Below are 11,598 nucleotides of genomic sequence, written 5' to 3' on the forward strand. Positions count from 1 at the left end.
TCCGCTCAGTTCAGGGCCGCATCGCGGTCAGTTCCGCGAGGACCTCTTCCAGCCAGCGCACGTGGGTGACCAGGGCCCTGTCCTTGCTCTCGTGGACGTGGTCCAGGATGCGGCCCATGCGCTGCGGGTCCACGCCCGGCAGCCAGGGCTCCTCGCACATGTCCCGGGCGCGGAAGCGGTCGAGCTGGGCGCGGCGCGCTTCCAGCTCGGTGCGTACGAGGGCGATCTGCTCGCCCTCGGTCACGAAGACCGAGAGGACGTAGCGCATCTGGAACTCGGGGTCGCCGAAGTCGACCGACGGCTCGTACGGCTCGGCGAGGCGGGCGTGGAGGACGCGTTCGCCGGCGTCGGTGACGCGGTAGATCTTGGAGTCCGGGCGGCCCTCGTTCCGCTCCACGTCGTACGCCAGCCAGCCGTCGGCGGTCATCCGGGCGAGGGTGCGGTAGATCTGGCTCTGCTGGCTGGGGAGCCGGCTCATGCGGCCCATCTCACTGCCCAGCCAGCGCTTCAGGTCGTACCCCGTACAGGGACGCATCGCCACGAATCCGAGCAGAACGTGCTCGAACTTCATCTCTCTCCCGTCACTTTTGTGTTACCTGTGCCATAGGTGACTACTCACCTATGGCACAGGGCATACCGGGCGGCCTGGCTGAACGAGACGCTCGTCCGGGCCCGTGCCTACGCGGAGGCCGGTGCGGACGGCGTCTTCGTCCTCGGTGATCTGGACGCGCGGACGGCCGGGGCGCTCGTGGACGGCTCGCCCCTGCCGGTGAACCTCCTGGCCGGACCCGGCGCCCTGCCGGTCTCCGCGCTCGCCGACGTGGGCGTCGCCCGCGTCAGTGCGGGGTCCTCCCCAGCCGAGGCTGCGTACGGGCTGGTACGACGGGCCGCCCGCGAGCTGCTGACCCAGGGCACGACGGGATCCCTGGAGGGGGGGATTCCCGGAGGGCGGATTCGACTACGCCACGCTCAACGCGCTGCTGTTGGCCGACCGTACGCGTTGAGTGTCGTGGTTCGTTCGGCACGGGCCGCCGAGGCGCGCGGCGACTCCAGCGTCTCGGTCCGCGTCCTGCACGGGCAGTTCAGCACGGAACGCGTCCTCGTCATGAGCCCGCTCGAGGGCACGCCGCTCGGCAAGGCGGTCCCCGACGACGAGCGGCACGGCACCGAGCTGGCCGAGACGCTGCTCGACCAGATCATGCTGGACGGTGTCTTCCACGCCGATCCGCACCCCGGGAACATCCTGCTCCAGCCCGACGGCACGGCCGCCCTCCTCGACTTCGGCTCCGTCGGGCGGATCGACGCCAGGCTCCGCGAGGCGATGGGCGGTCTGTTCCTCGCCGTCGACCGCGGCGATCCGCCGGCCCTGCGCGACGCCCTCCTGGAGATCACCGACCGGCCGGAGGGGGTCGACGAGCAGCGGCTGCTGCGTGCGCTCGGGCGGTTCAGCGCCCGGCATCCGGGGCCCGGATCCGCGCCCGACGTGGACATGTTCAGCGATCTGTTCCAGCTGGTGGCGGACTTCCGGCTGGCGGTTCCGCCGGAGATCGCGGCCGTGTTCCGGGCGCTGGCCACCCTGGAGGGCACGCGGTCCGCCTGTCCCCCGGCTTCAACATGCTGGACGCGGCCCGTACGTACGCCTCCGCCCGGCTCGCCGACCGGCTGGGACCGCAGAGTGCCCGCGACACGGCCCGCGACGAACTGATCGCCCTGCCTACCCGTCCCGCGACGGCTGCCGCGCCGCCTCGACCGCCTCGGCGGTGCGCTCGAGGAAGGCGACTCGGGGTCAATGTGAGGTTCCTGGCCGCCCCCGCGACCGGCGGGTCGTCGGCGAGCCCGTCGGGCGGGTGGTGCACGCCTTCGTCGGGATCTTCCTCGGGTTCGCGGGCCTCCAGCTCCTCGGGATGGACGGCGGGCCGCGCGTGAGCCAGAACATCGGGCTGTACGGGCTGGTGGGCGGCAACCTCCTGGTGCTCTCCGCCGCCACCGTCCTCCGTACCGTCTATGTCACCAGCCGGCCCCTGAACTGACCGGGCGAGTGCGTCCTCGCGGAGCGGCACGGCCTGGCAGGGCGGCGCCACCAGGCAGGACGCCACGGCCCGGCAGGACGGCACCACCCCTCAGGCGTCCCCTCGACGGACGCGCGGCCCCGCCGGGTGGGCGGGGCCGCGCAGGTCATGGGTGGATGCCCGCCCGGGTGGCCCCGGGCGCCACGTCACCCGTTGGCGCTGACCCTCCGGACGCTGCTGCAGTTCAGCGCCGTGCTTCCCTCGTAGTTGCACGCCTGAAGGTCGATGTAACCGCTCTCACCGATGGAGAGGTTGAGGTCGGCGCAGTAACCGCTGCCGAGGTTGTACTGGACGTTCTTCCACGTGCCGCCGTTGATCCGGTACCAGGTGCCGGGGTGGTGGCCGTCGGCCGCGGTGTCGCAGGTGTAGAGGTGCTCGCCGTAGGGCTGGAAGCAGCTCGACGCCCCCGTGGTGGCCATCCCGTAACAGGGATGGTCGGCGGCCACGCTCTGCACGCTGGTGACGGTCGCCCCCTCTGCCGCTGGTACCGGGGCCGCCGAGGCGGGCGTGACGAAGGCTGCGCTGAGGCCGACGCCCAGGGCAAGCGTGCCGAGGGCGCGGAGGACACGCGCCGGGATCGTTGTCTGTGCAGTGGCCAAGATGGCACCTCCTGTAAAGGAATGAACGGTGGTCATGGGCCGTGCCTTTGGTGCGATCGCGCCACAGAGGTTACATGTTCACGTCAGGCTCATCAGCTCTTCGCCGGCTCTTGTCTTGTTCATAACCTTGGCTGACATCCCGATACGCGAAGGCGGCGGGCGGCAACCTCCTAGTATCGAACCCTCGCAGGACACAGGGGAGCAGGGTTCATGAAGGCGTCGAGATCGGTAAGTCGTCGAGGGTTGTTGGTGCTCAGCGGGCTCGTCGTTCTCGGCGGTGGCGCGGTCGGCTGCGGGGGCGGTGGCGACAGCCCCGAGCCGGACCTCAGGACGGTGGACACCGACGTCGAGCCGCTTCAGCGCCGGTTCCACGCGATCGGACAGCTGTCCGACCCCCACTGGCTCGGCTACAACCCGGACGACTCCGGGCGCGAGCTGCTCCCCGACCAGGACCCGCAGATCCGTGTGGTCGGGGTCGCGCGACTGCCGGCCGGGGCCGTCGCGTCCATCGTCGCCAAGCCCACGTACACCTTCGCACCCGGCGCGCCGGCGCACATTCCGCAGGAACTCGCGGAGTTCCTGCCCGAGAACGCCCCGTGGGTGAGCAGCGTCGGCTACGACAAGCACATCACCCGCTCGCTCTACACCGGCCGGTTCCATCTCTCCCCCACGACGGACCACGTGTACTTCGACACGGTCAATCCCGAGGTCGTTCCGAGCACCCCGCCCCCGCCTCAGTAACGGGACGTCCGCGATCAGCTCCGTGTGAGCCGGGTCCGAGGCGCGGGACGGGGCCAAGGCCGGGGCCGGGGCCGGTGGTCTCCGTGGTCACCGTCGGAGTTCCTCAAGACCCGCCAGGGCGGTGTCGATCATCCAGTGCATGACGGGCTCGGGCAGCGCCGGGTTCATGGCGGCGTGCCGCCTCAGGTCGCCGTCGCGCAGGGCGCGGACCAAGGACCGTGCGGGCAGCGCGGGATGACGCGCCGCCGCGTGCCGGACCGGGGCGCTCCCGTCGTCGAGCAGCCGGACCGCCGAGGCCGCCGAGAGCCGGGGATCGGTGGCGGCCCGGAGCCGGACCTCACTGTCCTCGTCCCGGCTGAACCGCTCCACCAGACCGGGGGTGGATCCGGGGTCGTCCAGGGCCAGTTGGCGCAGTCGCGGGTGTGGATCCGTCGCGTACGGGAGCAGACCGGTGCGCGGGAAGTTGGGGTGGGTGCGGGGGCGCCCGGGTGAGCTGAAGCTGCCGTTCCACCACAGCCAGACCTCCAGGAGCATGTCGGCCGGCGCGTCGTCGCAGGACTCCGCGAGGAAGAGGCGTACGACCTTGTCCTCGTCCCGCGCCAGGCGGTCGACGACGTCCGGCGGGAGGCGCCGGGCGCGCGCGACGGTGCAGCGCAGCAGTGGATGGCAGGAGGCGGCGATCCGGCGCATGGCCTCCGGATCGCCGTGGAGGTCCCTCACCCAGGGCACGTCGTGCCGCATGCCGTCGAGGTCGAGGCCGGTCAGGCACTCCGCCCGCCGCGTCTCGGAGAGTTCAGGGTGGACGGATGCCTCCCGGCGTACGGACTCGCTCCCGTCCGCGGTGAGCGCGGCGAGGACGTCGGCCGGGAGGCGCGGGTGGGCGGCGAGGGTCCGCCGTACGTCCTCGTCCTCGTCGGCGGCGAGCAGCGCGAGCACCTCGGGGCCCGCGTACGGATTGGTGGCCAGGGCCCGTCGTATGTACGGGTCCTCGTGCGCGGCGAGGCGCGCGGCGACCTCGGGGGCGAAGCGGCGGGACGCGACGGCTCCGCGGTCCGCGGCGAGGGCGTCGTAGGTGGCCGGGGCCATCGGGCGGTGGTGCTGCTCCTGGTCAACCCCGTGACCGTCGTGGTCAACCTCGTGACCGCCGCGGTCAACCCCGTCACCGCCGCGGTCAACCCCGTCACCGCCGTGGTCAACCCCGTCACCCTCGTGACCGGCGTGGTCCTTCTCGCCCTCGCAGTCCTGGTGGCGCTCGCCGCTGACGCGCCTTCCGTCGCGCGTGGCGGACCGTTCCGGCCGCTGGTACTCCGCGAGCGCGCCTCGGACCCGAGGGTCGGGGTGGGCGGTGGCGGCGTCGACGACGGTGGCGGACAGCGGGCGGTGCAGGAAGTGGACGACTCCCACGTCGAGCAGCCGGATCAGGACCTCGTCGCTCGCGCCGTCGTTGAAACCGAGCCACTCCACCCACTCCCCCCACAACCGCTTCGTGGGCCGGAGTCGGGAGTTGCGCAGGCCCTCCCATGCGGCCTCGCGCTCCTCTGCGGTCTCCCGCGCCGCCGCGCGCGCCGCTTCCTCGCCCCGCGCCCGGACTCCGTCGACGGCGACGAGCCAGACCTCGTACTCCTCGCTGGTCACTCCGAGCAGGGCGTCCCCGTCCACGGAGAGGGTGACGAACTCGGGCCGTCCCGGGCGGTCGCCGAGGACGCCGGCGAGGTCCCAGGCCGGGGCGAGACGGACCCGGGCCCAGCAGTCGTCGTCCCCGGCGTGGAGCAGGAACTCGCCCTTCTCGTCGATGACTCCGTGCTCGTGCGCGAGACGGTGCCACTCCGCGTTGAGGGCGGACACGAGGTCGGGGCGGTCCTCACGGACGACCGCCGTGGGCACGGTCCCGTACGAGATGACCGGCCGCCAGGCGGCCGCGGGCGTCAGGACGTTCCCGGGGCCCCACTCCCCCACGACCTCCACGCCCGCCCGGTCCAGCAGTGCGACCAGTTCCGCCCTCGTACGCCTGCGCTCGCGTCTCATGGGCGCCATCCTGCCCGAGCCGGCCCGTGGGGTTCCGGGGCGGGTACCTCGCACTTCACGCCCTCACGCCCCCTCGGCGCGGAGCCGTGCCCGCCGCCGCGCGCGCCGCTTCGCTGCCTGTCCTCGCGGCGACCGGTGATTCTGCCGATGCCCGTGCGGCGTGCCGACCCGATAGTGGCCGAGCCAGTTCACGGCGCGTCCGCCACCGAGTTCCCCCGTCGGCGGCCGCCCCACGACACGAGAGGACGACTCCGTCGTGACACGACACTTCGCCACGGCCCTGGCCGCCACCTGCCTCACCCTGCTCCTCGCCCCCGGCGTCCAGGCCGCGGACACCGCCTCGGCCGCCGCCAACCCGTACGAGCGCGGTCCCGCGCCGACGACTTCGAGCATCGAGGCGCTGCGCGGCTCGTACTCCGTCGCCGACATCGGCGTCTCCTCGCTCGCCGTCACCGGTTTCGGCGGCGGCACCATCTACTACCCGACGTCCACGAGCGACGGCACGTTCGGTGCGATCGCGATCTCCCCGGGGTTCACCGCGACCCAGTCCTCCATCGCCTGGCTCGGGCCGCGCCTGGCGTCGCAGGGCTTCGTCGTGTTCACCATCGACACCATCACCACGCTCGACCAGCCCGACAGCCGCGGACGCCAGCTCCTGGCCGCGCTCGACTACCTGACCCAGCGCAGCGCCGTGCGAGGCCGCGTCGACGCGACGCGCCTCGGCGTGATGGGCCACTCCATGGGCGGCGGCGGAACCCTCGAAGCCGCGAAGAGCCGGCCGTCCCTCAAGGCCGCCGTTCCGCTCACCGGCTGGAACACGGACAAGAGCTGGCCGGAGATCACCACGCCGACCCTCGTCATCGGCGCGGACGGCGACACGGTCGCCCCCGTCGCCACCCACTCCGAGCCCTTCTACGAGAGCCTCCCCGGTTCGCTCGACAAGGCGTACCTGGAGCTCAACGGCGCCACGCACTTCACCCCGAACACCTCGAACACGACCATCGCGAAATACAGCCTGTCGTGGGTCAAGCGGTTCATCGACAACGACACCCGCTACGACCAGTTCCTGTGCCCGCTGCCGCGGCCCAGCCTGACGATCGAGGAGTACCGGGGCACCTGCCCCCTCGGTTCCTGACACCCTGTGCACCATCACAGAACGCTGCTCCCGGGTCTGGGCCCTCGCCCAGAGCCGGGAGCCTTCCCCCGTTCCGTACGGGTCGGTAACGTGACCGCCGTGAGCGGACTGAGCCAAGCCGCCGCCCCGGGCCTGCGGCTGTACGACCGCACGACCGAACTCGCCGCCGTGGCCCGTCTGGCGGCCCGTGTCGATGCCGGGACCGGAGGCGTCCTGTTCCTCACCGGGAATCCCGGCGAGGGGCGCACCGCGCTGCTCGCTCGGGCGGCCGCCGACTTCCCCGGCACGGCGTACCGGATCGCCGCGCCCGGGCATCGTGCGCCGTGGAGCGGAGCACGTGCCCTGCTCGCCGCCCTGGCCGCCACCCCGTCGGCGGGGCGCGGGGCGCTGCGTCGCGCGCGGGCCGGGGACGGGCTCGGGGCGGCCGTGGCCGACCTCGTTGCCGGCTCCACCACCGGTACCGCCACCCGTACTGGTCCTGGATCCGGTCCTGGATCCGGTCCTGGATCCGGTCCTGGATCCGGCCCCGGATCCGGAGCGCGACGCCCGGTGCTGATCTGTGTGGACGACCTGCATCTCTGGGACGCCCACTCGCGGGCCTCTCTCACCGCGTTGTGGCAGGAGACCGCCGTTCGGGGCGGTCGGGTACAGGTGGGCTGGCTCCTGTCGGCCGCCCGGCACCATCGTTTCCCCGAGGTGCCGGGGGCGGAATCCGTCCGCCTCGGCCGGTTGACCCCGACGGGTGGTCGGGCCCTCCTGAGCGACCTGTGCCCAGTGCCCTTGGCCCCGTGGGTGGAGGGGCGGCTGCTCGACGACGCGGCAGGGCACCCGGGCGTGCTGACCGCGACGGTACGGCGCCTCTCCCCCGCCCACCTCGCCGGCACCACGCCCCTGCCGCGGCCGGCGGCCGACGGCGCGGTGCTCGCCGAGGTGTACGGGGGCCTCATGGGCCGCCTCCCCGCGGACTCCCGCCGTCTGCTCGCCGTGGTGGCCCTGTCGGCCCGCGCGGGATCCGGAGGACCGGACGCGCCGATGGACGAGATCGGCATCTCCACCGTCCTCGCCGAGGCTCGGACCGCACGCGTCTCGGTGGAGCCGCTCGACGGACTGATCGCGGACGGGCTGCTGCACAGGAGCGGCGCCACGCTCCGTTTCGAGGACTCGTTCCTGGGTCGGGCCCTGCTCGCCTCGGCGCGGGAGCCGGAGGCGGACCGGCGACCGGGCCGGGCCGCGGCCTCGGTGCTCGCCCGGAGCGAGGACCACCGCGCCGACCGCCTCGGTCCGCCCGCCGCCGTACGCGCCCTCACGCCGCTGGTCCGTGGCCGCTCCCAGCTGGTACGGGGTCTGGCGGCCCTCGCGGGCGGTCCGGTCACGGACGCGCACCAGGCGTTCCTGGAAGCGGCGGAGCTGTTGCGGGAGCGGGCGCCCGTCGAGGCCTCCGACGCCCGGTTCCTCGCGATGGAGGCGGCCTGGGCCGGGGGTGACGTCGCCGGCTGCCTGGCCGCCCTGCAGGGCGGAAGGGGAGTCCGGGGTACGGAGCGGGACTTCGCCGACGGGCTGAGCGCGGCACTCGCCGTACGGCTGGACGAGGCCCGTGCGGCGCTGACGCGGGTCGTGGCGCGGGACGGCGCCGCGGACGATCCCCGGCTGTTGCTCCGGGCCGGTTCGGCCGCGCTGGTCCTCGGCGACACCAACGCCGCGTCCCGGGTCCACGCCCGGGCGCTCGCCCGCGCCCGCGCCGAGGACCGCACCGCCCTCCTCCCCCGGGTGCTGGAGCACCTCGCCTATGCCGAACTCCGGGCCGGCCGGTACAGCCGGGCCGCGCGCACCGCCCACGAGGGGCTGCGGGCGGCGGAACTGTCGGGCCAGGACAACGTGGCCGCGCACCAGCACGCCGTCCTGGCCCTTGCGGCCTCGGTCGCGGGCGACGGCAAGGCCGTGCGGGAGCACGCCGGGCGCGCCCTCGCGACGGCGCGGCCCCACGGTCTCGTCCAGGCCGCCACCCTCGCCGAGTGGGCGGTCGCCCGGGACGAACTGGGCAGGGGGTTGGCCGCGCAGGCCGCCGCGCGGCTGGTTCCCCTCGTCCGGCCCGGCCCCCGGGGCGGCCACTTCGCGCTGCGGATGCTGGTGGTTCCCTGCTTCGTGGAGGCCGCCGTCGCGTCGGGCCGGAGCGCGGAGGCCCGTGCGGTGGCGGAGGAGTACGCCGTCTGGGCCGCGCAGGGCATCGACCGTCCGGCACCCGCTCAACTGGCCCGCTGCCGGGCGCTGCTCGCGGAGGACGAGGAATCGGCGTACTGGTTCGGTGAGGCCGTCCGTCGCCACGACAGCTGTGGCAACGACTTCGAGCGCGCCCGAACCCTCCTCGCGTACGGCACGTGGCTCAGGCGCCGCCGTCGCCCGGGCGACGCGCGAGGCCCGCTGCGCGACGCCCTCGTCACCTTCGAGCGGGCGGCGGCGGAGGGCTGGGCAGAGCGCACCCGGTCCGAGTTGCGCGCGACCGGTGGAGCTTCGGATCCTTCGGCGGCGCGGGAGTTGACCCCACAGCAGCAGCGCATCGCGCGGCTCGTCGCCCAGGGCGCCACCAACCGCGAGGTGGCCGACCGCCTCGCGCTGAGCCCCCGTACGGTCGACTACCACCTCCGCAGCGTCTTCGCACGGCTGGGCATCCGCTCCCGAGTCGAACTCCCGCGTGTCGTGGGCCGGTGGGGCGCCGCGTCCGGGAACGCGACACGGGAGGGCCCGCACTGACCGACGTGGCTGCGCAGCGCCCCTCGTGAATGTCCTGAACTGGTCGCGTCCACCGCTCGGTGCCGGGGAACGATCACCGGCGTGCGTCGAGGGAGGGGTGCGGGTACGTGCGCGAGTCGCGGGTCGCCGAGGCTTGGGGTGGTGCGGAGGAGTTCGTCGCGCTGTCCTCGGCACTCAGTGGTTTCAGCGTGACCGAGCTGGAGAAGACGGGCATGGCCGGGGAGTACGCGGATTTCGTCGCGGCGCGGGTGGGCACCGGGCCCTGCCGCGCGCTGCGGGCGGGTCTGGCCGGGCTCCCCCGTGATCCGGAATCCGCCGACGCGGCCTTCGGGGAACTGCCGGAGGCACTGGCCGAGGAGCCGCTCGCTCTCGCCAGATCGCTCACCCACCTCTGGTACACGGGCTGCTGGCCGGGCCCGCCGGGCGCGGCGCCCACCGTGGTCTCCGCCCACGCCTACGCCGAGGGGCTGGTGTGGCGGGCCCTCGGCGGACACGCGCCCGGCACCGGCCGGCCGGGGTTCGGGAGCTGGTCCGAGGCGCCCGAAGGAGCCTCCCGATGAGCGCCGGCCTCGCGTCCGACGGCACGGCGCCTCCTGGGCCCGGGCCCTACGACGTCATCGTGGTCGGTGCCGGAATCGCCGGTTCGCTCGTCGCGCGGCGACTCGGCGAGCTGGGGCGGCGGGTCCTCGTCCTGGAGGCCGGGCCCGCGGTGGCCGACCCCGAGGCCGGTCACCGGGACGCGCTGCACACGTATCTCACCGCGGCGGCGAAGGTGCCCGGCTCCCCGTACGTCCCGAGCCCCGAGGCGGCGTGGCCGGAGGTGACCGACCTGGCCGGCCTGCCCTCGGGCGGCTTCACGGCAGACGGCCACCTGCTCCAGCGGGGCCCGCTCCCGTACGCCAGCGGTTACGTACGCGTCAACGGCGGCACCGGGAACGTCTGGGCCGGCCTCACGCCGAGGATGCACCCGGAGGACTTCCGCACGGCGGAGTTCGGCTACGGCCGCAGCTGGCCGATCGGCTACGACGACCTGGAGCCCCCCGGGCGGCGGAGTACGAGATCGGGGTCGCCGCCGACGTCGACGAGCAGCGCGAGCACGTCGGGCTGCCGTTCCCCGAGGGCTACACCTTCCCCATGAAGGCCCTGCCCGTCAGCCACCTCGACAGGCTGCTCGCCGCACGGCTCGACGGCCGGCCGCTGCCCGACCCGGCCACCGGGGAGCCGGTCGTCCTGCGGGTCACCGGCACCCCGCACGGCCGCAACAGCACACCCGACCCCCGCTACGACGGCGGCGCGGGGTACGTCCCCGTCGGCGCGTACGGCCGGCCCGACCCCGAGAGCCGGTGCCGCGGCAGCGCGAACTGCATCCCCCCTCTGCCCCAGCCACGCCAAGTACACGCCCCTGAAGACCCCAGCGCGCTGGAGCGAGTCGGTGACGCTGGTCGACCGGGCCGTCGTCCACAGGGTGCTCGTCGACGGCAACGGCCGCGCCACGGGGGTCGAGTACCTGCGCTGGAACCCCGGGACCGGCCCGGCGACTCCGGGCACGGCCTCGGCCGACGTCGTGGTCCTGGCCGCGCACGCCGTGGAGAACGCCCGGCTGCCGGTGGTGTCCCTCGACTACCAGCTGTACTTCGCCCAGTACGCCTTCGGCGGGGGCATCACGCAGGAGATCGAGTTCAACATCATCGCCCACCCGACGGCGGAGGCCCACCGGCTGCCCCGGCTCTCCTACGAGGAGTACGCCCACGGCGTCGACCAGACCCGGCTGCTCGGCATCGCCCGCGTCCACGTCCTGTGCGACAACCCGCTGGCCATCGACGCGGGGCGCCGGCTCTTCGCCGAGCCCAAGCATCCCGGCTGGTTCGAGACGACGATGCCGTCGCCCAACGGCCCGGCGGGTGACGCCTGGACCGTGCACTGCCGCAAGGCCTCGGCCGCCGACGACGGCTCGAACACGGTGATCCGCCACGACGCGGACATCCTCACCCTCACCGCGGACCTCACCGGTCTGCGCTCGGTCCCGGCCAACAACGCCCCGGTCACCGGCTACGGCACCGACGGCGAGGGGCGCGCGCTGGCCGGACGATGAACCTCTGCCAGCCCTACCGTCACCACGCCCTGGATCCCGTCGCCGACGCCGAACGGATCCGTCTCACCGTCCACGACGGGACGTCGGACCTAGGTGTATTGCCCTGTGAGGTTGGGGACGCGGCTGGCGGGTGGTTTGCCTGCGAGCGCGGTGTGTCCGCGGTGGTGATTGTAGGTGTGCAGCCAGTCG

11 protein-coding genes and 1 pseudogene are annotated in these 11,598 nt (G+C 73.7%); 8 read left to right on the forward strand and 4 right to left on the reverse strand.

What is annotated here, in order from left to right:
• Positions 1-10 precede the first annotated feature (10 nt).
• On the reverse strand, positions 11-571 hold the full coding sequence (locus ACWFR1_RS30390; protein WP_453556831.1) for a PadR family transcriptional regulator: 561 nt from the start codon (positions 569-571) through the stop codon (positions 11-13).
• Positions 572-607: 36 nt separating this feature from the next.
• Here ACWFR1_RS30390 and ACWFR1_RS30395 point away from each other — a divergent pair, with 36 nt between their 5' ends.
• Together ACWFR1_RS30395 and ACWFR1_RS30400 are read left to right on the forward strand one after the other, a co-directional pair.
• Positions 608-1,705, forward strand: a complete 1,098-nt coding sequence (locus tag ACWFR1_RS30395; protein ID WP_453556833.1) for an isocitrate lyase/phosphoenolpyruvate mutase family protein — start codon at positions 608-610, stop codon at positions 1,703-1,705.
• Positions 1,706-1,847: 142 nt separating this feature from the next.
• Positions 1,848-2,030, forward strand: a complete 183-nt coding sequence (locus ACWFR1_RS30400; RefSeq protein WP_453556835.1) for a hypothetical protein — start codon at positions 1,848-1,850, stop codon at positions 2,028-2,030.
• 185 nt (positions 2,031-2,215) lie between these two features.
• On the opposite strand, the gene ACWFR1_RS30405 is transcribed toward ACWFR1_RS30400, so the two are convergent.
• The gene (locus tag ACWFR1_RS30405; protein WP_453556837.1) at positions 2,216-2,668 is read right to left on the reverse strand and encodes a hypothetical protein; all 453 of its coding nucleotides are present in this window, start codon (positions 2,666-2,668) and stop codon (positions 2,216-2,218) included.
• A 249-nt stretch (positions 2,669-2,917) separates the two neighbouring features.
• Between ACWFR1_RS30405 and ACWFR1_RS30410 the strand changes: the two genes are divergently transcribed.
• The gene (locus ACWFR1_RS30410; protein ID WP_453556839.1) at positions 2,918-3,409 is read left to right on the forward strand and encodes a hypothetical protein; all 492 of its coding nucleotides are present in this window, start codon (positions 2,918-2,920) and stop codon (positions 3,407-3,409) included.
• Between the two features lie 87 nt (positions 3,410-3,496).
• Here the strand turns inward: ACWFR1_RS30410 and ACWFR1_RS30415 are convergent, their stop codons facing one another.
• Entirely contained in the window at positions 3,497-5,434 is a 1,938-nt protein-coding gene (locus ACWFR1_RS30415; protein ID WP_453556841.1) for a PE-PGRS family protein, read from the reverse strand.
• Between the two features lie 256 nt (positions 5,435-5,690).
• Here ACWFR1_RS30415 and bdeA point away from each other — a divergent pair, with 256 nt between their 5' ends.
• From bdeA to ACWFR1_RS30440, 5 genes are all read left to right on the forward strand, one after another.
• Entirely contained in the window at positions 5,691-6,569 is an 879-nt protein-coding gene (gene bdeA / locus ACWFR1_RS30420; RefSeq protein WP_453556843.1) for a bis(hydroxyethyl) terephthalate hydrolase, read from the forward strand.
• 99 nt (positions 6,570-6,668) lie between these two features.
• Entirely contained in the window at positions 6,669-9,317 is a 2,649-nt protein-coding gene (locus tag ACWFR1_RS30425; RefSeq protein ID WP_453556845.1) for a LuxR C-terminal-related transcriptional regulator, read from the forward strand.
• Between the two features lie 107 nt (positions 9,318-9,424).
• A complete protein-coding gene (locus ACWFR1_RS30430; RefSeq protein ID WP_453556847.1) occupies positions 9,425-9,877 on the forward strand; it encodes a hypothetical protein in 453 nt (150 codons plus the stop codon).
• Positions 9,874-10,455, forward strand: coding sequence for an FAD-dependent oxidoreductase (locus ACWFR1_RS30435; protein ID WP_453556849.1), 582 nt, complete (start codon positions 9,874-9,876; stop codon positions 10,453-10,455). The genes ACWFR1_RS30430 and ACWFR1_RS30435 overlap by 4 nt, the downstream gene beginning before the upstream one ends.
• Before the next feature lie 294 nt (positions 10,456-10,749).
• Entirely contained in the window at positions 10,750-11,409 is a 660-nt protein-coding gene (locus ACWFR1_RS30440) for a hypothetical protein (protein ID WP_453556851.1), read from the forward strand.
• 89 nt (positions 11,410-11,498) lie between these two features.
• Here ACWFR1_RS30440 and ACWFR1_RS30445 read toward each other — a convergent pair.
• Positions 11,499-11,598 (reverse strand): annotated as a pseudogene (locus ACWFR1_RS30445) (IS481 family transposase); the annotation flags it as partial.

It is taken from the genome of Streptomyces sp. NPDC055103, assembly GCF_053607625.1.